The organism is Paraburkholderia sp. RL17-347-BIC-D (genome assembly GCF_046027915.1).
Taxonomy (GTDB): domain Bacteria; phylum Pseudomonadota; class Gammaproteobacteria; order Burkholderiales; family Burkholderiaceae; genus Paraburkholderia.
Genome location: NZ_JARESS010000003.1, coordinates 16,006 through 38,744, shown reverse-complemented (window position 1 = coordinate 38,744; position 22,739 = coordinate 16,006). Strand labels below are relative to the sequence as shown.

At 62.6% G+C, this 22,739-nt stretch carries 23 protein-coding genes and 1 pseudogene; 13 read left to right on the top strand and 11 right to left on the bottom strand.

The genetic code is table 11. From position 1 onward, the window contains the following. The first annotated feature begins 239 nt into the window (after positions 1–239). The 5 genes from P0D96_RS05670 to P0D96_RS48800 all read left to right on the top strand — a co-directional run bounded on the left by P0D96_RS05670 (position 240) and on the right by P0D96_RS48800 (position 3,566). Positions 240–743, top strand: coding sequence for a hypothetical protein (locus tag P0D96_RS05670; RefSeq protein WP_408312377.1), 504 nt, complete (start codon positions 240–242; stop codon positions 741–743). A gap of 153 nt (positions 744–896) precedes the next feature. After that, the gene (locus P0D96_RS05665) at positions 897–1,550 is read left to right on the top strand and encodes a lytic transglycosylase domain-containing protein (protein WP_408285686.1); all 654 of its coding nucleotides are present in this window, start codon (positions 897–899) and stop codon (positions 1,548–1,550) included. 156 nt (positions 1,551–1,706) lie between these two features. After that, positions 1,707–2,393 carry a DUF2242 domain-containing protein gene (locus P0D96_RS05660; protein WP_408176476.1) on the top strand — a complete coding sequence of 229 codons (687 nt, stop codon included), beginning with the start codon at positions 1,707–1,709 and terminating at the stop codon, positions 2,391–2,393. A 779-nt stretch (positions 2,394–3,172) separates the two neighbouring features. After that, the gene (locus tag P0D96_RS05655; RefSeq protein WP_132376661.1) at positions 3,173–3,424 is read left to right on the top strand and encodes a hypothetical protein; all 252 of its coding nucleotides are present in this window, start codon (positions 3,173–3,175) and stop codon (positions 3,422–3,424) included. Continuing rightward, positions 3,402–3,566 (top strand): hypothetical protein, encoded by a 165-nt coding sequence (locus tag P0D96_RS48800; protein WP_494471452.1) that lies wholly within the window; start codon positions 3,402–3,404, stop codon positions 3,564–3,566. The genes P0D96_RS05655 and P0D96_RS48800 overlap by 23 nt, the downstream gene beginning before the upstream one ends. Here the strand turns inward: P0D96_RS48800 and P0D96_RS05650 are convergent. Both P0D96_RS05650 and P0D96_RS05645 read right to left on the bottom strand, forming a co-directional pair. Beyond that, positions 3,509–4,441, bottom strand: coding sequence for a DMT family transporter (locus tag P0D96_RS05650; RefSeq protein ID WP_408312375.1), 933 nt, complete (start codon positions 4,439–4,441; stop codon positions 3,509–3,511). The genes P0D96_RS48800 and P0D96_RS05650 overlap by 58 nt on opposite strands. 67 nt (positions 4,442–4,508) lie before the next feature. Then, a pseudogene (locus tag P0D96_RS05645) lies at positions 4,509–5,105 on the bottom strand (ATP-binding protein); the annotation flags it as partial. Between the two features lie 395 nt (positions 5,106–5,500). Between P0D96_RS05645 and P0D96_RS05640 the strand changes: the two are divergent. Then, positions 5,501–6,253 (top strand): IclR family transcriptional regulator domain-containing protein, encoded by a 753-nt coding sequence (locus tag P0D96_RS05640; protein WP_408312372.1) that lies wholly within the window; start codon positions 5,501–5,503, stop codon positions 6,251–6,253. Between the two features lie 225 nt (positions 6,254–6,478). Beyond that, the gene (locus P0D96_RS05635) at positions 6,479–6,688 is read left to right on the top strand and encodes a hypothetical protein (protein ID WP_132376664.1); all 210 of its coding nucleotides are present in this window, start codon (positions 6,479–6,481) and stop codon (positions 6,686–6,688) included. Between the two features lie 155 nt (positions 6,689–6,843). Here P0D96_RS05635 and P0D96_RS05630 read toward each other — a convergent pair whose 3' ends face one another. Together P0D96_RS05630 and P0D96_RS05625 are read right to left on the bottom strand one after the other, a co-directional pair. Beyond that, the gene (locus P0D96_RS05630) at positions 6,844–7,122 is read right to left on the bottom strand and encodes a hypothetical protein (RefSeq protein WP_091798267.1); all 279 of its coding nucleotides are present in this window, start codon (positions 7,120–7,122) and stop codon (positions 6,844–6,846) included. A gap of 135 nt (positions 7,123–7,257) precedes the next feature. Beyond that, positions 7,258–8,013 (bottom strand): Mut7-C RNAse domain-containing protein, encoded by a 756-nt coding sequence (locus P0D96_RS05625; RefSeq protein ID WP_408285694.1) that lies wholly within the window; start codon positions 8,011–8,013, stop codon positions 7,258–7,260. A gap of 94 nt (positions 8,014–8,107) precedes the next feature. Between P0D96_RS05625 and P0D96_RS05620 the strand changes: the two genes are divergently transcribed. After that, positions 8,108–8,977, top strand: a complete 870-nt coding sequence (locus tag P0D96_RS05620; RefSeq protein WP_408176481.1) for an NAD(P)-dependent oxidoreductase — start codon at positions 8,108–8,110, stop codon at positions 8,975–8,977. Positions 8,978–9,073: 96 nt separating this feature from the next. Beyond that, on the top strand, positions 9,074–9,709 hold the full coding sequence (locus P0D96_RS05615; RefSeq protein WP_408176482.1) for a LysE family translocator: 636 nt from the start codon (positions 9,074–9,076) through the stop codon (positions 9,707–9,709). Between the two features lie 273 nt (positions 9,710–9,982). On the opposite strand, the gene P0D96_RS05610 is transcribed toward P0D96_RS05615, so the two are convergent. The 3 genes from P0D96_RS05610 to P0D96_RS05600 all read right to left on the bottom strand — a co-directional run bounded on the left by P0D96_RS05610 (position 9,983) and on the right by P0D96_RS05600 (position 13,769). Continuing rightward, positions 9,983–10,807 carry an OmpW/AlkL family protein gene (locus P0D96_RS05610; RefSeq protein ID WP_408285697.1) on the bottom strand — a complete coding sequence of 275 codons (825 nt, stop codon included), beginning with the start codon at positions 10,805–10,807 and terminating at the stop codon, positions 9,983–9,985. A gap of 171 nt (positions 10,808–10,978) precedes the next feature. Beyond that, positions 10,979–12,223, bottom strand: a complete 1,245-nt coding sequence (locus P0D96_RS05605; protein ID WP_408285699.1) for a DUF2957 domain-containing protein — start codon at positions 12,221–12,223, stop codon at positions 10,979–10,981. A 112-nt stretch (positions 12,224–12,335) separates the two neighbouring features. Beyond that, positions 12,336–13,769: a DUF2957 domain-containing protein gene (locus P0D96_RS05600; protein WP_408312368.1), complete on the bottom strand. Its 1,434-nt coding sequence runs from the start codon at positions 13,767–13,769 to the stop codon at positions 12,336–12,338. Between the two features lie 66 nt (positions 13,770–13,835). Here P0D96_RS05600 and P0D96_RS05595 point away from each other — a divergent pair, with 66 nt between their 5' ends. Next, entirely contained in the window at positions 13,836–13,979 is a 144-nt protein-coding gene (locus P0D96_RS05595) for a hypothetical protein (RefSeq protein ID WP_408312365.1), read from the top strand. A gap of 281 nt (positions 13,980–14,260) precedes the next feature. Here P0D96_RS05595 and argC read toward each other — a convergent pair whose 3' ends face one another. The 3 genes from argC to P0D96_RS05580 form a co-directional block, all read right to left on the bottom strand. Continuing rightward, complete coding sequence (argC, locus tag P0D96_RS05590; RefSeq protein ID WP_408252688.1) at positions 14,261–15,208, bottom strand: N-acetyl-gamma-glutamyl-phosphate reductase; 948 nt, start codon at positions 15,206–15,208, stop codon at positions 14,261–14,263. Positions 15,209–15,393: 185 nt separating this feature from the next. Next, complete coding sequence (locus tag P0D96_RS05585; RefSeq protein WP_132376672.1) at positions 15,394–15,966, bottom strand: flavodoxin family protein; 573 nt, start codon at positions 15,964–15,966, stop codon at positions 15,394–15,396. Between the two features lie 227 nt (positions 15,967–16,193). Beyond that, the gene (locus P0D96_RS05580; RefSeq protein WP_132376673.1) at positions 16,194–16,796 is read right to left on the bottom strand and encodes a YbhB/YbcL family Raf kinase inhibitor-like protein; all 603 of its coding nucleotides are present in this window, start codon (positions 16,794–16,796) and stop codon (positions 16,194–16,196) included. Positions 16,797–17,059: 263 nt separating this feature from the next. Between P0D96_RS05580 and P0D96_RS05575 the strand changes: the two genes are divergently transcribed. Further along, positions 17,060–17,749 carry a response regulator gene (locus P0D96_RS05575; RefSeq protein ID WP_132376674.1) on the top strand — a complete coding sequence of 230 codons (690 nt, stop codon included), beginning with the start codon at positions 17,060–17,062 and terminating at the stop codon, positions 17,747–17,749. A gap of 92 nt (positions 17,750–17,841) precedes the next feature. Here P0D96_RS05575 and P0D96_RS05570 read toward each other — a convergent pair whose 3' ends face one another. After that, on the bottom strand, positions 17,842–18,528 hold the full coding sequence (locus P0D96_RS05570) for an orotate phosphoribosyltransferase (protein WP_128585320.1): 687 nt from the start codon (positions 18,526–18,528) through the stop codon (positions 17,842–17,844). A gap of 375 nt (positions 18,529–18,903) precedes the next feature. Here P0D96_RS05570 and P0D96_RS05565 point away from each other — a divergent pair, with 375 nt between their 5' ends. Both P0D96_RS05565 and P0D96_RS05560 read left to right on the top strand, forming a co-directional pair. Beyond that, on the top strand, positions 18,904–20,136 hold the full coding sequence (locus P0D96_RS05565) for an MFS transporter (protein ID WP_408312361.1): 1,233 nt from the start codon (positions 18,904–18,906) through the stop codon (positions 20,134–20,136). 312 nt (positions 20,137–20,448) lie between these two features. Continuing rightward, entirely contained in the window at positions 20,449–22,731 is a 2,283-nt protein-coding gene (locus P0D96_RS05560) for an NADP-dependent malic enzyme (protein WP_408176491.1), read from the top strand. Positions 22,732–22,739 lie beyond the last annotated feature (8 nt).

Genomic DNA, 22,739 nt, shown 5'->3' with positions numbered 1-22,739 from the left:
CAGTTGGGTAGGGTGTAATGCGTTCGCAAGGCAAGCGCGCCGTGCCGGGCCTGCGCTACGTGCTGAACCGCGCGCCGATGTGGAGTCACACGCAGGCGGCGAGCATGACCGAGCGTCTGAGCGAAACGGGAAACGCGCCCGGTGGGCGGTGTCGGTTGTGATGGCCGCTTTAGCCGTCCGCGCGATCAGGCGAGTTTCTCGCTGTTCAATCCGAACGGGCCGACAAGGATCCAGCGGCCGTGCTCGCGAAACTGGAGCGGACGCCGTACGCGGCGCGCTTCAAGGAAGTCTTCGGCGAGAACATCTTCGTCGAACGCGCCAAAGCCTCCATGCATGCCACGTATGCGATCGAACGGTTCGAGTTCGAAGATCCGAGATTTGATCCGCACAGAAGCAAGTCCGACTATTACTTGGACAATAAATTGCAACTAACGGCACAAGTGTTGAGGGGGAAAAAACTGGTCGACAATCCAGCGGGCGGCTATTCCGCCACCTGCCATATCGATCAAGTGGGCGTGGACGGCTCTCATCCGCTATTCACGGATTTCAAACTTCCAGGCGCTCGGCGTGCCACGCAATCCAGATTTGCGGGCGAGGCAAGGTCGACAAATTCAACGATTAACCGGCCGCGCGGCACGTCAACGTCGACCCGACCGACGAACCGCTCACACGCAATGCCGGTGAGCGTCGGGTCTGGTCGGAGCGCGATATCGACGACGTCGCCGTTTTCCTGGCGACGCTGAACGACGACTACGTGCTGAAGCCGAAGCCGTCACACTGACATGCGAAAGAAGCCCACCAGCCACGATACTTCAGACGAATTTCGGTTCGTTCTGGGTCTAATTTGGGGGCAGAGCTATAATGGCCGGATTCCCTTTTCTTTCCCGTCCTCCGCTATGAGCCGGTTACTTTGCCTGATGGTGCTTTCGCTCGGCCTGATGCAGACCGCGACGGCCGACGAAAACACCGACCGGATGTCCGCGTACCTGACGCAAAAATTCGGTCTGGCAAAGGAAAAGGCTCAAAAGATTTCCGACGCGGTGCAATCGGCCGCTTCGAAATATTCCCTCCCGCCGGCGCTCCTGCTGGCGATCATCTCGATCGAATCCCGCTTCAAGGAAAAGGCCAAGGGCGCTAACGGCGCGACCGGGCTGATGCAAGTCGTGCCCGGCGCCCATCGCGGACTGCTGAGGAACGTCAAGGACCTCACCGAGCCAACCGCGAATATCGAAGTGGGCTCGGCGATTCTGTACGGCTACATGCGTTCGGCCAACGGCGATATGAACGCCGCGCTCAAGAGCTACGGCGGATCGCAAGCGTACGCGCAGAAGGTGAGCTTGCGCGTCGGAGACTTCGCAGCGGTCGCGCCATCGCAAGACGCTGCGCAACAATCGGATGTGCAGGCCGGCATGTGCGCGGCACGGCCTGCGTCTGACCGTTGCGCGGCACCGGGCAACTGGGCCGATACGTTCACCGTCCCGGCCGTCAATGCCGCCGGATTGAACGGCGCGGCGACGTCGGCGACGGGACTTCCCGCGACGTCACACTAAGCGACATTCGTCTCTTTTCCTACCGCAGAGCCGCAGCCGCGGTCATGCATTGTCACGTCCCGTAAGACGCCACGTTGCGCCCTTTTTACGCAGAGAGGGCAACCGCTCTACAATGCATTCCCATTCGCGCTGACGCAGCGTCTCTTCCGATCGACCATGTTGACCTCGTTTTCCAGATCCACAGCCGCCGCGTTTGCCGGCCTGCTGACCCTTGCCGCCTGTAGCAGCACGCCGCAGCCGAAATTCCAGCAGGAATTGTTCGAAACCGGCGCGAGCCCGTACGCACGCAATTTCAATTCGAGCACCACGGATAGCTGCGAGGCCGCGCGCCGGGCGCTCTTGAGCCAGGGCTATCTGACGACGATGACCCGCAACGATACCGTCGACGGCACCAAGAACTTCCAGCCGACGGGCGACACGCATGTGGTCGTCGAATTTCACGTGGTCTGTACGCCGGGAGAAGAAGCGAGCGATACCAGCATCGTCTATGTCAATGCGGTGCAGAACGGCTTTGCGCTGAAGAAAAGCGACACGTCGGCAAGCGTCGGACTGAGCGTGCTGGGGTCGCTGTCATTGCCGATCCGTTCGAACAGCGATGCAATGGTCAAGATTTCGAGCGAGACCATTCCGTCGGGCAAGTTCTACGACCGCTTCTTCGGGCTCGTCGATCATTATCTGCAGACGGTGGTGCGCACGCAGCCGGTTGCCAATAACCGCATCGAGACGCGCCTGCTGCCGGTGCCAGTCGAAGTGACGGCTCCAGTGCCCGTTCCCGAGATGCCCGATGCCATCGGCAAGGCGGCGTCCGTGCAGCCGGCGAGCGGAGTCGGCGTAGCGCCCTGACCCGTCCGCGGGCGTTCGCGGTGTCGAGGCTGGTCAAGACCTGATCAGCCTCCCATCTCATCGCGAAGCATTACTTACCCTATGTCTTTTACTTCATACGTATACATATGTAGTAATAGTTAACAAGGGTTAACCCCTTCTGTGGATAACTCCCGAATCTTCCATCACATCAACGCCATGCAAACTCGATAACCCTGCGGAACACGTCTGTAGAAAAACTACCAAACCGGGATAACTTTGACGGGGCTTGCCTGACGCGCCGTCTTATCAAGATTCCGCACACAGGCTGTTCCATGCGCTATCCCGAAGTTATTCATAGGGAATTGTGGATAACTCGCGTTCGCAGTCGTTTCTCCAACCGTTGCCGGGCAAGTTTTTCAAGTTGCCCAAGCGCTCGCCACCGTACAGACCGCTGCCTGCCAGACGCGCACATTGAAGACGGACGGTACAAAGATTGCGTCTCTCTTTTTGCAAGCGCAACTGTTGCTATTTAGTCAAAACCATTTCGGCAACGCCCGATCCAGGCATAGAGTTAAAGTGTTTTCTGAGGTTATTGGTGCAGTGCGGGGGTGTGGAATGAAACGCAGAACAGCTCGACAGCTTGTCCGTCTTCTCTCGGATATCCGACATGCCACCCATTGCAGCACGCTGCGGGCGGCAGCCACCAATCGGGCCATCGCGCACGCATCCGCTGAACACGAGGCGGACCTCGCCGACAGCGACGAGAATAGCGACGCCACGCGCGACGCGCACCAGGACAAGCCGGCCCGGAGCGGATCATGAGAACGGCAAGCGAACAGTCGCTGCGGTTTCTGGTTGAGAAATGGCTCGCTCCGGAGCCTTCGGCGCCGGTTCACGTCACCGAATTCAGCCGTACTCGCCTGGGAGGGCGGCGTTATGTGCGCGTCGAGACTTCGCTCGAGAGGGGCTCGCGCGGGTTGTTCTTCTTTCGTCACGACGACGGCTGCTGGTGCGTGTTTCCGCCAACCGCCGATACGCCCGCTTTGTTTGCGCATCCGCGGGCGGCCTGAGGGCAGCAAGCAACCCAACGACGCCGAACGCCTGCGCAAATATCTCGCACGCTTTGGCGTCGAATGGGGTGGCTGGCTGCATCCTCAAGACGACGCGCGAGTCACGCGTTCACGTCCGCGTTGCCACGCCGGCATCACCTGACACACGATCAAACCCGCGAGCATCAGCGCGCATCCGAACAGCGCGCGCGCCGACAGTGTCTCGCCGAGCACGAGCCAGGCCGCAAGCGCGGCGACCACACCTTCCATGCTGAAGATCACCGCCGCGTGCGACGGCGCCGCGTGTTTTTGCGCGACCACCTGAATCGTGTAGGCGATACCGACTGACAGCGCCCCGCCGTACAGGATGGTCGGCGCGGCGCGCACAATCACCGCGAGGCTGAACGGTTCGACGGCGAGACCGACAACAAGGCACGCGAGCCCGCACGTCACGAACTGCACGAGCGCGAGCATCAGCGTGTCGTGGCGCAGCGCGAAACGTCCGACCAGCATCATCTGAATGGAGATCACGAGCGCGCCGGCGAGCTGATACCAGTCGCCATACAGCATCGAAAAGTGCTCGTTGACACTCAGGAAATACATGCCGACGGCCGCGAGCGCCGCACCGAGCCACGTGCCGATCCCCGTGCGATGTTTGAACAGCACGCCCAGCAGCGGCACGATCACTACGTACAGCGAACTGATGAAACCCGCGTTGGCGACCTTCGTGTATTGCAGGCCGATCTGCTGCAATGAAATCGAGGCGGCCAGCACCACGCCGAGCAGCGCGCCGGCGCCGAGCAGCTCGCGTGCGCCGCCGGGTTCGCGCTTCGACAGTTCAGCCAGCGCGGAGCGCCGCACGCAAACGATCAGCGTCAGCACGACCAGCGCGCCTAGCAGGAAGCGCAGGCCGGTGAACAGAAACGGTCCGATCGCGTTGAGACTCAAGCGTTGCGCGACGAACGCGGAGCCCCAGATCATCGCGGCGATCAGCATCAGGACATTGGCGCGCAGGTGTTGGCGGGTTTCGTTTTTCAAAGGTGGTCTATCTAATTCGGTTGTTGTGTGACAAGTTGCTCGTGGCCCGGCAGAGGCGCGGGGCTGGCTAGTTAGTGGTCGCGTTCGCCGGCAACGTCAACGCCGGCAGCGTCATCACGAAGCGTGCGCCGCCTGAGGCGGCCGACTCGAGCCGCACGTCTCCGCCATGGACCAGTGCCACACGCCGCACGATCGCAAGGCCAAGGCCGAAACCGCCGGTGTGCCGGTCACGGCTCGAATCAAGTCGATGAAACGGCTCGAACACACGGTCATGATCGGCGAGCGGAATGCCGGGACCGTCATCGTCGACGGTCAGCACCAGCGTGCCCGTCCCATCGACTTCCGCGCCCAGCGAAATCGCGCGCTTTGCATAGCGCGTTCTGTTGCGGATCAGATTCAGCAGCGCACGCGCGACCAGCTTGGGATCGCAGACATGATACGTGGGCGCCTGCGCAACCGCCTCCCCGCCCGTGGAAACTGAAAGCGTCAGCGAGCGGTCGACGACATCGTTGCACATGCTCGCGGCCATGCTATCGAGCTGTTCATCCACCGACACGCGCATCAGCACTAGATGTCCCGCACCTTGTTCCAGACGGCTCAAGGTCAGCAATTCGGTGACCAGTTCATCGAGTTCGCGCACGCCTTTGCGCAGCGCGAGTTGGCGGCATGACGCGGCTTCTCGGCGCTTCGGCGAACAGCCCGATCGTGCAGTCGAAGAATAACTACTTCGCGATACCGGCACTGACTTATCGTTATTGATCGCGCTATTGAGCGGTGCGTCGATCGGGAATCCGAAATGTCGGCATGCCGCTTCGACGTCTTCTCAAGGTACTCGGGATCGTCGCATGACAAACTGCGGTTCAAGGGCTGGCGGGAGAGCCTGATATCGGCAGTGCGCCGAGTCACACCGCGTCGCTGAGCAGATGCGCTGAGACCTCAAATGATTGAATCCGCTCATGGCGGTTCGTTCTCTAGCCGACTCGCGCGATAATCGCGCCAGTCGGCCACGGACCTCGGACACGACTGACCCAACGACCGGCCGATTTTCAGGCAAACGCAATGGACGAGAAAGACTGGATCGCCGGCGCCGCGAAAGCGCTGGCGATCATCGAAGCATTCGACGAAGAGCACGCGCGCATGACGCCCACCATGGTCGCCGGCCGCGCGGGTCTGTCGCGCACGGCGGCGCGCCGTTATCTGCTGACGCTGCGTGAACTCGGCTACGTGGATACCGACGGCAAGCTGTTCTGGCTGGCGCCGCGTGTCTTGCGGCTCGGCCAGTCGTATCTGGATTCGGCGCGCTTGCCGCGCACCGTGCAGCCGTTCCTCCAGCGCATTACCGCGACCGTGCAGGAAACCGCGTTGGTCGCGATCCTCGACGAACACGATGTGGTGTACGTGGCGCGCAACGGGGTGAACCGGGCGATGGCGGTCGGTTTCGTGCTCGGCTCGCGCGCACCCGCGCCGTTGTCGTCGGCGGGACTGGTCCTGCTGGCGTTCCAGGCGCCGGAGAACATCGAGCATTGGCTGGCGTCGTATCCGATCAAGGTGTTCACGCCCCACACCTACTCGACGATCGAACAGTTGCGCGAAGTGCTGGGCGAAATTCGCCGCAACGGCTACGTGGTCACAGATCAGCAACTGGAGTTGGGCGTGCGCGGCGTCGCGGTGCCGCTGCGTGACCGGCATGGTTCGGTCGTGGCGGCGATCAGCGTCAGCATGCCGATCGGGCAGGAGTCGGCCAATGCCGCGCTGCACCGGGTGTTGCCGACCCTTTTGGAGAACGCCAGCCTGCTGCGCAACCTCGTTTGACGCGGTCTAGGTGAATCCCCTGGTACGGGATGCTTAACGAGTGAAAGCGGGTCGAAAGCAAAGCTGTCTCCCGGAAAATACATATCGAGTTTTGGGCATGACAAACCGCCTACACTGGGTAATACTCTCCCGCGGGGAGCGGGAAGGCGCCTCAAGCCCTGTCTGCTTCACCGTGCAGCTTATTCATTCACATTGACTCAGTCGTCCAGGTTTGGGGAACAACACATGAAAAAAGTTATCGTCTCGCTCGCAGCCGCTTCGATCGCGCTGGTTTCTGTTCAAGCTTTCGCACAAGCGTCGGACGCAGCGCCGGCTGCTGCAGCAAGCGCGCCGAAGAAGCATCACGTCAAGAAGCTGACGACGCACGGTAAGCGCGCTCCGGTTTCGGCAGCTGCTTCGGCAGCTGGCACGAACGACAAGGGCACGCAAAACTAAGCTGTCGCCCGATTCTTCGGGCCAGCTTCGCCGGGTCGACTGCACGGCGCCGCTAGCCGGCTAATGCAGCGCGATTCGGATGAAGGCGTCGCAAGCAAAAAGGCCAGAGCATGAGCTCTGGCCTTTTTGCATTCTGGGCGGGTTTTTTGCGGCGATTAGCCGGCAAGGCCGCGCTTGATGACTTCGTTGAGCAAACCGCTCATCCCTTCGGGATGGGTCGCGGCGCGCTCTTTCAGTTCGGTCACCAGATCACCGTTCAGCTTGCAGGCAAACGCGACGAGGCCCTGCGCCTGGTCGAGCTTGCGCTGTTCGCGACGATCGAGCTTCGGCTCGGCTGCGGCGGCTTTGCCGAAACGGTCGGCGGTCGACAGCTTCATTGCGTTGTTCAGCTTGAGTGCCTTGTTCTTTTCAAGGTCGGTTTTTTTCATCGCCATACGGAAGGCCTCTGCCAGATAAGTAATCCCGCATTGTACGCATCGCGCCGAGCGTCGCGCGAACGCATGGCGTTCAGCTTCCGCGCGCGTGGTTTGCCACGTGCAATGCGAACCGGGATGACTCTGAATCGAAGCTCACTCGGACCGTCCCGGCGCGGCGGCCACGCTGTCCATCAGTGCGCGCATTCTTTGCCAATGCGTGCCTTCCCAGAACACGCGGCGACACACGTCGCAGGTGACGAACTGGGCATGCCGTTCCAGCACACCGTCGGGCGCGCGTGTGCCGACTTCCTCTTTGGGGATGCGCCGTAGCGGCACATTGCACATCAGACACAAGCGGAACGGTTGCGCGCTGCCCGCCAGATCGAGTCGTTCAAATACTTCGCGCAATTGTTCGCGCGGCCTGAGCGTGCGGACGTAGCAGCCATGCGTGATGCTGCGGCGTTTCAACAGCTCGCGGTCGCGTGTCAGGACGATGCGCTGCTGCTCGGCGGCGAGCGCTTCGATGTCGGCATCGGGAAAGTGGTTGTCGTACAGCGTATCGAAGCCGGCTAGCCGTAGAAGTGGCGCGAGGCCGCCCAGATGCGCGTCGGCGATGAAACGCACCACCCGCAGCGGCCGCTCGCGCACACGCAGGAGTGGCTGGATGTCGAGCGCTTCAAACTTCGGATAGACGGCGATGCGATCGCCGTCCGCGAGGGGATGATTGAAACCGACCGACTCGCCGTTGACCAGAATCAGCTCGACCTCGGTATGCGGCACGCCGAGCGCTTCGATCATGTGCTTCGCGGTGGCGCCCGGCGCGCAGGCGTAGCTGAACGCGCGCCGGCGCAGCGGCCGGGCGAGAAAATCGTTCAGCTCCTCGTAGAAGCGGAATGTCGCGGTCACCATCACCGCAGTATCGCACCGTGTTTCTTTGCGCGCTGTCCTGCACGTGTCGCATGGGTGTGTTTTACTTCCAGTTCTTTAGAAGACGGAGCGACAGATGGACATCGGTTTTATCGGTCTCGGCGAGATGGGTGCCGCGATGGTTGCAAACATTTTGAAAGCCGGGCATCAGGTGCGCGTGTGGAACCGCTCACCGGAGCGCGCGCAACCGCTCGCCGACGCAGGCGCGCGGGTCGTCGCGACGCCGGCCGAAGCGTTTGCGGGCGACGCCGTGTTCTCGATGCTCGCCGACGATAGCGCTTTGCGCGAGGTCATCACCGCTTCGCTGCTGGAACACGCTCCGCGCGGGCTGATCCACGTGAACATGGCGACGATCTCGGTGGCGCTGGCCGAGGAACTGGCGACGGCGCACGCGTCGCGCGGCGTCAACTACGTCGCCGCGCCGGTGATGGGCCGGCCCGATGTCGCGGCGGCGGGAAAGCTCACCATTGTCGCAGGCGGCCCAGCCGAATCGATCGACCGCGTCCAGCCGATTTTCGACGCAATCGGCCAGAAGACCTGGCGCATCGGTTCGCTCCCGCAGCAGGCGAACGTCATGAAGCTCGCCGCCAACTTCATGCTCGGCGCGGCAGTCGAGACGCTCGGCGAAGCGGCCACACTGGTGACCGGACACGGTCTCGCCATGCAGGATTTCCTCGACGTGATCACGAGCGGCTTGTTTCCGGGACCGGTCTACTCCGGCTACGGCAAGCTGATCGCGGAGCAGCGCTACGAGCCGGCGCTGTTCAAGGCGCGTCTCGGCCTGAAAGACATTCGGCTCGCGCTGGCCGCGGCCGACGCCGTCACGACGCCGCTGCCGATTGCTAGCGTGGTGCGCGACAGCCTGCTCGAGGCCATGGCTCACGGCGACGGCGAGAAGGATTTCGCGGTGCTGGGCCAGGTCGCCGCGCGGCGAGCCGGGCGCTAAGAGCAATTGACAGGCCCTGAAGAGCCACTGAAGAACGGCACTGACGGGCGCGGGCGGGCATAATAGCCGCCCGATCCTTTATCCGCCCTGATTCCCATGAGTCTGCATACCTGGTGGCTGTTCGTCGCCACTGTCTTCGTCGTTTCCGCGATTCCCGGTCCGAACATGCTGCTCGTGATGACGCACGGCGCCCAGCACGGCTTGCGCCGCTCCAGCGCGACCATGGCGGGTTGCCTGTCGGCGCTGGTGCTGATGCTGGCGGTGTCGGCGGCGGGCCTCGGCGTGTTTCTCGAGGCGTGGCCGGCCATGTTCAACGCGCTGCGGATGATCGGCGCGGCGTACCTCGTGTATCTCGGCATCAAGGCGTGGCGCGCGCCGGCTGACGAAGCGGCCGCCGGCGATGCCGACGAACTGGCCGTCAAGCCCGCGCGCTCGCGCTTCGCGCTGTTCCGCAACGGCTTTCTCGTCGCGGGCAGCAATCCGAAGGCGATTCTGTTCGCCGCGGCGCTGCTGCCGCAATTCATCGACGCCGCGCAGCCCAAGCTGCCGCAGTTCGGCGTGCTCGTCGCTACTTTCGCCGTGATCGAGGTGAGCTGGTATCTGGTGTACGCGGGTTTCGGCACGCGAATCGGCGCGAAGTTGAAGAGCCACAGCGTCGCCCGCATGTTCAATCGTCTGACGGGGGGCGTGTTCGTCGGCTTCGGCGCGATGATGGCGCTGGTGCGGCACTAGGCGCAAGGCGCAGCCGTTGGTCAACGGCGGCGGCAAGACATCTTGCGGGGTGTTGCGCATTTACAACGCCGAGGGTCTACCCTAATTTGCATGTTGCGCCGCACCAAGCCGTTTGCTATAGTTTGTCTTGTCTCCTCCATGTCTCCTCTGATATGGATTCAGCCCGCCCACATAGGCGGGCTTTTTTTTGCCCTGAATTTCCAGCGTCCCATACAAGACAAAGCCGGCTGCCCTGCGCAAGGGTCAGCCGGCTTTGTTGCGTCAGGACCGAACTCAGAACTTGTACGAGACGGCGAGGAACGAAATGATCGGGTCGGCCTTCAGGTCCGCCTTCGACACACCCAGCTCCGTGCCGTCCGCCGCCTTGATGATGACCGACGAGGTCGTCTTCAGCGGAATGTAGGTGACCGACGCCAGAAGGCCCCAGTGCTCGGTGATGTTGTACACGAGGCCCGCGTTAAACACCGGCGCCCACGACGAGGACGCTTTCGCCGACACCTGCGTCTGCCCCGGCTTGCCCGCGCCGGCGGCCAGCACGGCGCCGAGATTGTTTTGCGTCGATGTCACGAAATTCGGGCTCAACTGAATGTCGGAGAACCAGTTGTACGACACGCCGATGCCGACAAACGGCCGGAATTTCGCCGTCGGCGCATTGAAGTAGTACTGGAACAGCAGCGCCGGGCTCCACTGGCGCACGCTTTTCACGATCGGGTTGGCTTGCGGATCGCCCAGATCCTGCTGGCCGAGCGCGCCGGCCGGTCCCGGCGGCTTGATGGTGCCGTGCCCGTAGATCTTGAAGACCGGCGGCACGCCTGCCACCGTCGTCACGGCGATGTGATCGGTGAGGTAATGGCTGAACACCAGGCCGACGGTGTCGGCGTTACTGGTCGACAAGCTCGTGCCAGCCGAGGTGAATGAACTCGGTAGACGCAGCGGTGTGTTGATCGGCGTCGGCGCGACATGGGTGGTGAGCGGCGTGCTCGAATCCTGCGGCATCACGTGGAACCAGCCGAGCGCTGCGACGTTGTCGCCCGCTTGCTGGGCGTGCGCACCGGCTGACAGGCAGGCGGCCAGTAACGCGAGATAGATTTTTTTCATCTTGTTCCTCCTGAGGCGCGCTGAAACTCATCGCGCGCGGCAAGCGGCGGCGGGTTGGCGACCGCGCCGGCGCGCTGCATATTCGTTGGGCGCCGGCCGCCGCGCGGTTGCGCTGCGCGGCAGCCGGGACGCGAACGCCACGTTGCGGATTGGCGGCGCGTGCTGAGTCCGTTACTGGACGAAGGCGCCGATCGTGAAGTACGGCGAGGCCGCGTTGGTCAGATCGAGATAGCCGAACACACCACCCGTGAAGATCATCTTTCCGGTCGGCGTAGTGCCGGTGGAGGCACCGACTTGCGTCGTCCTCACCACGCCCGGAACCGCTTGCGTGAAGTCCAGATTCAGCGGCGTCGCCAGCGATGCCTGCGATGCATTGAACGGATCCAGCAGCGTGGCCTCAGCACCGTCGAGCGCGGTGGTGCGGTAGTCGAACTGGCTATCCACGCCGATGTACTCACCGTTCTGCGAGTTCACCGTGATCGCGCTCTGCGGCGCCAGAATCGAGATGCCGGATTCGTCGTCGGCGTAGGGTCCGAGCGCGCCGTTTTGCGGCACGGTCACCGACGAGTTCGCCGCGCCCGTTCGCACCAGGATCGGCACCAGCTGGTTACGCAGCTTGCCGACGATCATGTAGCCGCGCGCTTCCGGGGTCGTCGCGAGCGTCGGCTTGGCCTGGCCCAGGAAGTTGTTGGTCTGGAACGCGCCGCTGCCGTCCGCCGACTGCGCGAAGTTGCCGCCCGGCTGTTGACACTTGCCCGCGTTGACCCCGGAGTTGTCGCACTCGGTCCACGTGCCGTCCGCGTTGATCGTGATCTTCGAATCGACCGCGACCGGCGCGAAGTTTTGCGACGGCACCTGGTGATAGCCGAGCTGGTTGTAGGTGCCGGCCACGTTCGCGAGATTCGTTTCAATCGACGAAAAACCGATGAACGGGTAGTACGGGAATTTGGTATCCGGCACGGCGCCCACGCCGAGAATCCCGCCGAACGAAATTTCCGCGCCGGGGATCGTGCCGCCCGCCACCCCTTCGCCGACGAAAATCCGCGCCGGACGATTCGGATCGAGGCTCGCGCCATTCAGGCGGAACGCGCACTGGTTGAGTTTGTTGGTCGGCAGCTGGGTTTCCTGAGTCAGCGTGCCGCTGGCGGTCTGGCTCGCGCGCGTCGGGACGACGGTGCCGGTGGTCGCGGGGATCGGCGACTCGATGTAATTGACCTGCCAGGTCATCTTGGTCGTATCGAGTTGCAGCTTGACCAGTTCGCCGTCACCGCCGCCGCCCGTGAATACCGTGCTGTAGTCCAGCGACGCCGGACACAGACGCACTTCCGTCACGGGCCCGTCGCCTCCGCCGCCACCACCGCACGCCCCCAGCAACGGTGCAGCAAGAGTGAGCACCGAAAGGATTCTCCATTTCATACCGCCTCCAGAATTTTCTCGTTGTGTGTGGCCGGCTCCCAGTCCCGCCACCTTTTTGCTATTTGTCTCTCGTACTGCCCACTGCCGGTCCGCTGTGGCTTGGTTGTCTGGCTTACTTGCTGATTTGCGCTCCAATGCCGAAGTACGGCGCGCTCGAAGCCGTGCTGCTGAGTTGCGACGTCGGCGCGACGCCGCCGTTGACGGTGCCTTGAATCTCGATCGCGTACAGGCCACCCGAAGCGATCGCGAGGCCTTTCTGGCCGTTGGCCTGCTGGACACCGACCAGTCCTGGGCTCGGCAACGCGTAGCCCAGGCCGAAGCCGTCTTCCCCTGCGGAAGTCGACGGATTGATGAAGGTGCCGACGCCGCCCTGGATCAACGCCGCGGTGTACTTGAAGTTGGAGTCGGCGCCCACGTAGCCGCCGTCGAAGCCGCCGGAGGCAAGCGGTGTGGCAGCGGCGAGCATCGCGATACCGGACTCGTCGTCGACTTTGGCGTCGGAGTGGAGCAACACTGCCGTGCCCAGATTCACGGAGCCCGTGCGGATCACGAGCGGCACCGTCGCGCCGTTGACCTGGCCGAGAATCATGTGTGCCTGCGCGGACACGCCGCTCGGCTGATTCAGCGGCGGCAGTTTGAGCTGCGTGCCGATCTGCGGCGCATTCTGGCTGTCGAAGTAGCCGCCGCTGTTGGCGGTCCACGCCGTGCCTGTCGTCAGGCAGCCGCTTGAACTCGGCGTAAAGGCCGCGTTCGCTGGATTGGAGCCCGTGCAGTTGCCGGCCGCGTCGAAGGTTTCGACCGTGTTGGTAGCGGTCGCCGCGTACGAGCCGGACGGCACCAGGTGATACAGGAGACCGTTGTAGGTGCCGGCCAGCTTGGTGACGTCGTTCGTCGTGCTGGCAAAGCCCAGGAACGGATAGAAATCGAAATGCCGGTTCGGCACTGCGCCAACGTGATCGATGATGCCCGGAATGATGGTCAGCCCGTCGTACTCGACGGTCGCGCCCGGAATGCCACCGCCGGCCACGCCCTGGCCGACCAGGATCATCGGCGGGTTCGGGTTGTTGACGAAATCGGGTGTCGTGTAGGTCGTGCCGTTGGCAGGCGCGGTGCCGGTACCTTTGCCGAGAATGAACGCGCAACGTGTTTGCTCGGCGGTGGGCAGCGTACCGGTCGGCGGATGAATCACCGCACCGGTGATCTGCGTGCCTTCGCGCGTGATCGTGACGTCGGCGCTGGTCAGCGGGATCGGCGATTTGAGCCACTTCAGCGTGTAGGTCATCGCCGTCGCGTCGATGTTCAGCTGCACCACTTCGCCGCTCCCCGCGCCACCGAGGAAGGTGCTCTTGACGATGTCGGCAGTTGCCGGGCACAACGCCGCCGCGCCGGCGCCCGAGGCGGGCGGGCCTTGCACGCCGCAGCTCGCGCCGGAACATTGCGGTGCGTTGATCGCGCCTGGATTGTCGGCCTTGCCACCGCCGCAAGCGATCAGGAATGGGGCCGTGGCAATGGCCATCGCGAGGCCTCGAGTAATGGCGTGCGACATGCAGCTGTCTCCCTTCATGTAATTGTGCGAGCTAATTTCGCTGCGCGGATAATGGCTGTCAATTGAATGAGCCGTCTAAAAAGACCGATTCAAACAGCGCATTTTTTGCTGCGCGCGCGCCGCGTGGACATCTGCGGGTCTTTTAAACAAAAAACGATTTTTCGCCTGGAAGGCGGCATCGTTGCTTCGCCGCACTCCCTTGCCAGGTAAGCCTCTTAGCAAAATGGCTCTATCATCTGCGAACGACCGTTCGCGAAAAAATCAGGAATTTCCCTATGCGGAAAACTATGCGCTATGCGTCGATATCAGGAATGAATTACCGGCAGATTTTGAGTGGTCCGATTTTTATTTTTTAGGAAATACGGGCTACTACTGATTAAACGCGAATAGGGAATTTTGAATGGCGGACTTTTAAAACAAAAAGGCCGGTCTTTGCAGACCGGCCTTTCAATATATTGACGGTGAATTACCGTCCGTAATTTCGAACTTGATTAACGTTTCAAGCCGCTTTCTTCAGTGGCACCGATCGCGAGGTTCATGCACTGGATCGCCGCGCCCGACGCGCCCTTGCCCAGGTTGTCCAGACGCGCGACGGTCACGAAGCGCTCTTCGTTGCCGAACACGAACAGGTCGACGCGGTTCGTGTCGTTGTTTGCCTGCACGTCGAAGAAGCCGCTGTCGAGGTTCGCTTCCGCGTCGAACGGTGCGACATGCACGAACGCCTCGCCCGCGTAGTACTCGGCGAACAGCGCCTGCACGTCTTGCGGCGTGGCCTTCTTCGCCAACTGGTTCGGCGAGAAGAAGGTGGTGACCGCGAGACCCTTGTAGAAGTCGCCGACGATCGGCGTAAAGATCGGCGCTGACTTCAGGCCCGTATGCGCGGCCATTTCCGGCAGATGCTTGTGCGTGAGACCGAGCGCGTACGGACGCGGGCTCTTGAGCTTGTCGTTGCCGCCGGCTTCGTAGTCGGCAATCATTTTCTTGCCGCCGCCGCTATAGCCGGTGATCGAGTAAGCGTGCGCCGCGAACTCGGGCGCCACCACGCCTGCTTCGACCAGCGGACGCATGGCGAGCACGAAGGCCGATGCATGGCAGCCCGGCACGGCAATGCGTTTCGCCGAGCGCAGACGCTCGCGTTGCGAGCGGGCCAGTTCGGGCAGGCCGTAGGCCCAGTCGGCGGACGTGCGGAACGCGGTGCTGGCATCGATCAGTACGGTGTGATCGTTTTCGACCAGCGAAGCGGATTCGCGCGAGGCGACATCGGGCAGACACAGGAACGTGACGTCCGACGCGTTGATGAGACGGCGGCGTTCTTCGAGGTCTTTGCGCTTCGCTTCTTCGATACGCAGGATCTCAACGTCGGCGCGCTGCGACAGGTATTCAAAAATCTTCAGGCCGGTCGTGCCTTCCTGTCCGTCGACAAAAACTTTCGTGCTCATCTCGATCTCACTGGCTTGCTGGAAACGGGGCGCGACGCCGCGCCGGAACGTCATTTTAAGACCTGATGGCGCCGCACGTGCAAAAGGGGGTGAAAAAACGACGATGCGCGCCGAACATGACATCGGCGTGACCCGTTATGCGGCAGATGCACGCCGATGCCGGCCGGATCGCGGCAATCCGCGCGTCAGCGGGCCGCGGCGGTCCAGCGCGCCGTGACCGCGGCTACGCGTGCGCCGAACAGCCGCGCTGTTTCCAGATCGCCGGGGGGCGGTGCTTCTTCCGGCGAGGCATCGGCCGGCGACTGCGTGAGCACGCCGGTAGAGCCACCGACGTAGTTCAGGTCGTTGCGGGTCGCCGCCTTGGTGTTGGACGGCATCATGCCGGTGCCCGCCCAGATCATGCCGTGCTGCATGGCCAGCGTGACGAAGTACTGGATCGTCGAGAACTTGTCGCCGTTCATGGTCGCGGAGTTGGTGAAGCCGGCCGCGATCTTGTCCTTCCACGCCTGCTCGAGCCACGGCTTCGAGCTCGCATCGGCGAATTTTTTGAAGTCTGCGGAGGGGCCGCCCATGTAGGTCGGCGCACCGAAGATGATGGCGTCGGCGGCCGCCAGTTCGGCCCAGGCTGCATCGTCGACCTCACCGACCGGCATCAGTTTGGCGTCCGCGCCGGCTTCGAGGGCACCCGCCAGCACGGACTCGGCGGCTTTCTTCGTGTGGCCGTAGCCGCTGTGATAAACGATGACGATCTTCGACATGACAAACTCCAGCACAGTGAAAAGACGATGGGTCGGGCACGGCAATGGTGCGCACCTGCGGCGGCGCGGCAGCGGCAAGCATGGCGCACACCGCCAGGCTGCACATTAGCGTGCGCGGATGACAGAATTTCCGCGTGGGCGGCAATGCGACGCAATCTGTACGCCAGCCTCGGCTTGCGTCGGCGGCCTTGGCAGTGCCGCTTGCACGTGAGGCGCTTCGATACGCGCTAGCGCCCGTAATTGACCACCATCCGCGCAAAGCCGAGCGTGGCGGTGCCGATCTCGTGATCGAACATCAGCGCGGGACGGCCTTGCGCGAGGCGCAGGTCCGCGGTGCTGAGCGCATAAACGGTGACGATGTAGCGATGCGGTTTGCCTGGCGGCGGACAGGGGCCGCCATAGCCGTCGGTATCGAAGTCGTTGCGCGCTTCGACCGCACCGAGTTTGCTGAGGAAGCCGGAAGAGCTCGCATTCTCCGGCAAGCTGCTGACCGTGGCCGGAATGCCCGCCACCGACCAGTGCCACCAGCCGCGGCCCGGCGCATCCTGATCGAACATGGTGACCGCGAAGCTGCGCGTGCCGGGCGGCGCGTCGTGCCACGAAAGTTGCGGTGAGCGGTTGCCGCCTTTGCAGTCGTCCTGATTGAAAACCTGAGCGTCCGCCACGGTGCCGCCCGCACGGAAGCTGGCACTGGTCAGCGCGAACGCGCCTTCGGCGAGGGCGTGTGGTCCGTGAGCGGCCAAGAGGGCGAGGCCCAGCATGGCGCAGGGGAACGACGGCAGACGGCGGAACGGCGAAGCAATCGAAACAACCAGGCAACGCGAGCGCATGTGCCGGTTCTCCTGTGAGGGCGCGAGGCGGTTGTCCTCGCGATGGTTATTGTCCCTATTTTGTGCCTCAAGGTCGATTCAAGTCTAACATTAGCTCTACGACACATCATTGTTGTGGTCCGCTGGAATTTGCGCACCGGAATCGGCTATAGTCAGAGGAATTGCCCGCGGAGATAGGCCGCGTCCTCACCCGTTTCAGTAGCTAGAATACATAAGACATGTCGGAAGTTTTGCAGAGTGGTTTATCTGTCGAGGGGAGGGCAATGCAAGATCCAGTCAGGGTCGTGGTCGCTGATGACCATCCGGTTATTCTGTTCGGCGCCGAACAGGCTTTGCTCAAGTTTCCCGGTCTGCAGGTCGTCGCGCGTGCGCGACAGTCAACGGAATTGATCAAGGTGCTGCAAACCATTGCCTGCGACGTGCTCGTCACGGATCTGGCGATGCCAGGCGGTCAGTACGGCGATGGTTTGCCGCTGATCGGCTATCTGCGGCGAAATTTCCCCAACCTTCCCATCGTCGTCCTGACGATGCTCGAGAACGCTGCGTTGCTCAAGCGGCTGAGCGAACTCGGCGTGACGTCTGTCGTCAACAAGTCGGATGATCTCAGCCACATTGGGCTCGCGGTGCAGCACGTCAGCCGCCACCTCGAATACATGAGCCCGTCGGTCAAGGCATCGCTCGATACGCTGCGCATGAATGCCGGTGGCAAGAACGACGAAGTGATGCTGTCGAAACGCGAACTGGAAGTGGTGCGTCTGTTCGTGTCGGGCATGACGATCAAGGAAATCTCGGAGCATCTGAACCGCAGCATCAAGACCATCAGCACGCAGAAGAACACCGCTATGCGCAAGCTCGGCATCGAGCGCGATTCCGAGTTGTTCCAGTACGCGCAAAGCAATGGCTTGCTGAACCTGTCGTCGCATTCAACGGAAAACACAGGCGGAACGTCTTAAGGTCGCATACGAGGCTTAAGGCAAAAATAGAAAAGGGCGCCTGTCGATAAGACAGGCGCCCTTTTTATTCGATCCGCACGAGGCGGAGAGGCTTACTGCGGCGTCGAGGTTGCGCCGCCGTGCGCAGCCGACCATTCAGCCGGTGCGTGCAGGAATTTTTCCACTTCGTCGAGCGTCTTGGTGTCGAAGTATTTGTTTTCCTTCGCGACGCGCAACACGTCCCACCACGTGGCGAGCGCGTGCAAATCGACGTCGATGTCCTTCAGCACCGACACGCTTTCCTTGAAGATGTTGTAGTGGAACAGCACGAAGCAGTGGTTCACCGTGGCGCCGGCAGTGCGCAGCGCGTTGATGAAGTTGATCTTGCTGCGGCTGTCCGTGGTCAGGTCTTCGACCAGCAGTACGCGTTGACCTTCAGTCAGCAGGCCTTCGATCTGCGCGTTGCGGCCAAAACCCTTCGGCTTCTTGCGCACGTATTGCATCGGCACCATCAGGCGATCGGAGAGCCACGCCGCGAACGGGATGCCTGCGGTTTCGCCACCGGCGACCGCGTCGATCTGCTCATAGCCGACGTCGCGCAGAATCGTGGACTCTGCCATTTCCATCAGGCCGCGGCGCACGCGCGGATACGAGATCAGCTTGCGGCAGTCGATATAAACCGGACTCGCCCAGCCGGACGTGAAAATGTACGGTTTCTCCGCGTTGAAGTGCACTGCTTGCACTTCCAGCAGCATTTTGGCGGTCGTGTCGGAGATCGTCTGGCGATCGAAGCCTGTCATGGGCGGATCCTTGGGTGTGAGCGGGGAGAAGCGGGCGCGGGGCCCGGTGGCGCAGCAAGCGCGGTATTCCGCGCCATGCCGGGCGGAATACGCAGCCGGTCAGTGGAGTGCAGGCCGGTTTTTGCTGCGCGCGTAGGCCGACATTTTACCCGAAACGGACCCTTCCGAGGAACCCGTCGTGCGTGGCCGCGGCGAATGACGGTCATAACGGGCGCACCGGGCAGGCTTGGGCGGGCATCGAAGGGCGCATCGGGCGCCCGCATCCACGAGCGCTTTTTGGTTCGCTTGTGAGGCGTCAGAGGCGCCTTTACACTCACGCGAATTTCTCGGGCGCCTGCCGCCATTGCCGCCCATTCGACCTACGGAATGCTTTCAATGAATACCGCTTCCTCCACCACCGACCCCCGCGCATCCGCGAGAAATGGCTACGCCGGCCGGGCGCTGATCGCCTCGGTGCTCGGCTACGCGATGGACGGCTTCGATCTGCTGATCCTCGGTTTCATGCTGCCGGTGATTGCCGCCGATCTGCATCTGAGCTCCGCGCAGGCCGGCTCGCTCGTCACGTGGACGCTGATCGGCGCAGTGGCGGGCGGGTTGATTTTCGGCGTGCTGAGCGACTATTTCGGCCGCGTGCGCATGCTGACGTGGACGATCCTGATCTTCGCGGTGTTCACCGGCTTGTGCGCGCTGGCGCAAGGTTATGCCGATCTGCTGACATACCGGACCATCGCCGGAATCGGGCTTGGCGGCGAATTCGGCATCGGCATGACGCTCGTGGCCGAGGCATGGCCGGCGTCACAGCGCGCGCGCGTCTCGTCGTACGTCGGCTTGGGATGGCAGCTCGGCGTGTTGGCTGCGGCATTGCTGACGCCGCTGCTATTGCCGGTGATCGGTTGGCGAGGCATGTTCGCGCTCGGGCTGTTGCCGGCGGTGGTGTCGTTTTTCGTGCGGCGCCAGGTCGAGGAACCGGCGCTCTTCACCGAGCGCGTGGCGCGCGGCATGCGCAAGCTGCCGCTGAAATTGCTGGTGGCCGATGGCCGCACCACGCGCGCCAGCATCGGCGTGGCGATTCTCTGTTCAGTGCAGAACTTCGGCTACTACGGCCTGATGATCTGGCTGCCGAGCTATCTGTCGAAAACCTTCGGCTATTCGCTGACCAAATCCGGCCTGTGGACCTCCGCGACGATTCTGGGCATGGCGTGCGGCATCTGGCTGTTCGGCATCGCCGCCGACCGCTTCGGCCGCAAGCCGACCTTTCTGTTCTACCAGGCGGGCGCCGTGGTGATGGTGTTCGTCTACGCTCACCTGAGCACGCCGATGGCGCTCCTGATCGGCGGCGCGGCGATGGGCGTGTTCGTCAACGGCATGATCGGCGGATACGGTGCGCTGATCTCCGAGCTTTATCCAACCGATGCGCGCGCCACCGCGCAGAATGTGCTGTTCAACGTCGGCCGGGCGGTGGGCGGTTTCGGGCCGGTGGTGGTGGGCGCTCTGGCCGCGCGCTATTCGTTCGGCGCGGCGCTGGCTTTGCTTGCGTCGATCTACCTGCTCGACATCTTCGCGACACTCTTCCTGATTCCCGAACGACGCGGCGCCGAGCTCGAGTGAGCGCGAACAGCCTGTCCGTGACCTGCGCATGACAAAGCGCGAAAGGGCCGCCGCATGCGGCGCTGCAGCATTGCGCGAGCGCTGTTTCGCCGATGGCGAGCAGCGTTAACCAGTCAGTGCATCGACTCATTCGGGGTGTACACTAACCGACCCGCGAAGCACTCCGCATCGTCCTGTCCTCCGGCGAGGTTCGACGCCGCGCTCAACCGGCGCATGCGCAAACCGCCTCGGTCGATTATCCATTCGATAGATGCACGCGACGCTGACGTGCGGTGTGCCGGGCCCAATTTCTTACGTCTCGCAGGCCAAAAAATGGACGAACAACTTAAGCAAAGCGCTCTCGCATACCACCAGAATCCGAAACCCGGCAAGATTTCGGTCACGCCCACCAAGCCGCTATCGAATCAGCTCGATCTGTCGCTGGCGTACTCGCCGGGCGTCGCCGCGGCCTGTATGGCGATCTACGAGGAGCCGCTCGACGCGCAGAAGTACACCTCGCGTGGCAACCTGGTCGGCGTGATCACGAACGGCACGGCCGTGCTCGGTCTCGGCAACATCGGCCCGCTCGCCGCGAAGCCGGTGATGGAAGGCAAGGGCTGTCTCTTCAAGAAGTTCGCGGGCATCGACGTGTTCGACATCGAACTCTCCGAGTCCGATCCGGACAAGCTGGTCGAAGCGATCGCGATGCTCGAGCCAACGCTCGGCGGCATCAACCTTGAAGACATCAAAGCGCCCGAGTGCTTCTACATCGAGAAGAAGCTGCGCGAACGTATGAAGATTCCGGTCTTCCACGACGATCAGCACGGCACCGCGATCATCGCATCGGCGGCTATCCTGAACGGCCTGAAAGTGGTCGGCAAGAAGCTCGACGAAGTGAAACTGGTGTGTTCGGGCGCAGGTGCCGCGGCAATCGCGTGTCTGGATCTGCTGGTGAACCTGGGCCTGTCGAAGAAGAACATTCTCGTCACCGACTCCAAGGGCGTGATCTACGAAGGCCGCGGCAACCTCGATCCGTCGAAGGAACGCTACGCGGCGAACACCGAGGCACGCACGCTCGCTGACGCGATCCGCGGCTCCGACGTGTTCCTCGGCTGCTCGAGCGCAGGCGTGCTGAAGCCGGAGATGGTCGCCGAAATGGGCACCCAGCCGCTGATTCTCGCGCTGGCGAACCCGGAACCGGAAATCCGCCCGGAAGACGCGAAGAAAGTGCGTCCGGACTGCATCATCGCGACCGGCCGTTCGGACTATCCGAACCAGGTCAACAACGTGCTGTGTTTCCCGTTCATCTTCCGTGGCGCACTGGATGTCGGCGCCACCACCATCACGGAAGAAATGAAGCTCGCCTGCGTGCGCGCAATCGCCGAACTGGCCGAAGAAACCGATCAGGGCGATGAAGTTGCGAAGGCCTATGAAGGACACTCGCTGGAATTCGGCCCCGAGTATCTGATTCCGAAGCCGTTCGATCCGCGCCTGATCATCAAGATCGCGCCGGCCGTCGCGCAAGCGGCAATGGATTCGGGCGTCGCGACCCGTCCGATCAAGGACATGGACGCGTATCGCGAAGAACTCGGCACGACGGTGTATCGCACGGGCATGGTGATGCGTCCGGTGTTCGCCGCGGCCAAGTCGGAGCCGGCGCGTATCGTGTTCGCCGAAGGTGAAGACGAGCGCGTGCTGCGCGCCGCGCAATTCGTGCTGCTGGAAAAGATCGCCAAGCCGATCCTGGTCGGCCGTCCGTCGGTGATCGAGATGCGTCTGAAGAAGATGGGCTCGAAGCTCAAGTGCGGCGACGACTTCGAGATCGTCGATCCGGAAGACGATCCGCGCTATCAGAAATCCTGGCAGGCGTACCACGAACTCGGTGCGCGTGAAGGCGTGACGCCGGACGTGGCGAAGGCTGCAATGCGCAAGTTCAACACGCTGATTGGCGCGATCCTTGTGCGCCTCGGCGAAGCGGACGGCATGATCTGCGGCATGATCGGTCAGTACCACGCGCATCTGAAGTTCATCGAACAGGTGCTGGGCAAGGCGGACAACGTGCAGAACTTCGCCGCGATGAATCTGCTGATGCTGCCGGGCCGCAATCTGTTCATCTGCGATACCTACGTGAACGAAACGCCGACCGCCGAGCAGCTCGCCGATATGACGATGCTGGCTGCGGGTGAGATGGAGAAGTTCGGTATCACGCCGAAGGTGGCGTTGCTGTCGAACTCGAACTTCGGCAGCGCGCCGTCGTCGTCGTCGCAACGCATGGCTGCGGCTCGCAAGCTGATTACCGAGCGTGCGCCGTCGCTCGAGATCGACGGTGAAATGCATGGCGATGCGGCATTGTCAGAAGCTGTCCGCAAGGCGGCGTTCCCGGGCACGACGCTGACCGGCGAAGCCAACCTGCTGATCATGCCGAACGTGGAAGCGGCGAACATCACGTACAACCTGCTGAAGATGATCGGCGGCGAAGGCGTGACGGTCGGCCCGTTCCTGCTGGGCGCGGAAAAGCCGGTGCACATTCTGACGCCGGCTGCGACCGTGCGCCGGATCATCAACATGACGGCAGTGGCGTCGGCCAACGCACGCAAGGCAGTGAACGCGAAGTAATGCGGATG

Bases quoted from the DNA above. Each gene is read 5' to 3' on its own strand.
- P0D96_RS05665 (WP_408285686.1), top strand. From the start codon at position 897: ATGAGCCGGTTACTTTGCCTGATGGTGCTTTCGCTCGGCCTGATGCAG.
- P0D96_RS05660 (WP_408176476.1), top strand. From the start codon at position 1,707: ATGTTGACCTCGTTTTCCAGATCCACAGCCGCCGCGTTTGCCGGCCTG.
- P0D96_RS05655 (WP_132376661.1), top strand. From the start codon at position 3,173: ATGAGAACGGCAAGCGAACAGTCGCTGCGGTTTCTGGTTGAGAAATGG.
- P0D96_RS05640 (WP_408312372.1), top strand. From the start codon at position 5,501: ATGGACGAGAAAGACTGGATCGCCGGCGCCGCGAAAGCGCTGGCGATC.
- P0D96_RS05635 (WP_132376664.1), top strand. From the start codon at position 6,479: ATGAAAAAAGTTATCGTCTCGCTCGCAGCCGCTTCGATCGCGCTGGTT.
- P0D96_RS05630 (WP_091798267.1), bottom strand. From the start codon at position 7,122: ATGGCGATGAAAAAAACCGACCTTGAAAAGAACAAGGCACTCAAGCTG.
- P0D96_RS05625 (WP_408285694.1), bottom strand. From the start codon at position 8,013: ATGGTGACCGCGACATTCCGCTTCTACGAGGAGCTGAACGATTTTCTC.
- P0D96_RS05620 (WP_408176481.1), top strand. From the start codon at position 8,108: ATGGACATCGGTTTTATCGGTCTCGGCGAGATGGGTGCCGCGATGGTT.
- P0D96_RS05615 (WP_408176482.1), top strand. From the start codon at position 9,074: ATGAGTCTGCATACCTGGTGGCTGTTCGTCGCCACTGTCTTCGTCGTT.
- P0D96_RS05610 (WP_408285697.1), bottom strand. From the start codon at position 10,807: ATGAAAAAAATCTATCTCGCGTTACTGGCCGCCTGCCTGTCAGCCGGT.
- P0D96_RS05605 (WP_408285699.1), bottom strand. From the start codon at position 12,223: ATGAAATGGAGAATCCTTTCGGTGCTCACTCTTGCTGCACCGTTGCTG.
- P0D96_RS05600 (WP_408312368.1), bottom strand. From the start codon at position 13,769: ATGTCGCACGCCATTACTCGAGGCCTCGCGATGGCCATTGCCACGGCC.
- P0D96_RS05595 (WP_408312365.1), top strand. From the start codon at position 13,836: ATGAGCCGTCTAAAAAGACCGATTCAAACAGCGCATTTTTTGCTGCGC.
- argC (WP_408252688.1), bottom strand. From the start codon at position 15,208: ATGAGCACGAAAGTTTTTGTCGACGGACAGGAAGGCACGACCGGCCTG.
- P0D96_RS05585 (WP_132376672.1), bottom strand. From the start codon at position 15,966: ATGTCGAAGATCGTCATCGTTTATCACAGCGGCTACGGCCACACGAAG.
- P0D96_RS05580 (WP_132376673.1), bottom strand. From the start codon at position 16,796: ATGCGCTCGCGTTGCCTGGTTGTTTCGATTGCTTCGCCGTTCCGCCGT.
- P0D96_RS05575 (WP_132376674.1), top strand. From the start codon at position 17,060: ATGCAAGATCCAGTCAGGGTCGTGGTCGCTGATGACCATCCGGTTATT.
- P0D96_RS05570 (WP_128585320.1), bottom strand. From the start codon at position 18,528: ATGACAGGCTTCGATCGCCAGACGATCTCCGACACGACCGCCAAAATG.
- P0D96_RS05565 (WP_408312361.1), top strand. From the start codon at position 18,904: ATGAATACCGCTTCCTCCACCACCGACCCCCGCGCATCCGCGAGAAAT.
- P0D96_RS05560 (WP_408176491.1), top strand. From the start codon at position 20,449: ATGGACGAACAACTTAAGCAAAGCGCTCTCGCATACCACCAGAATCCG.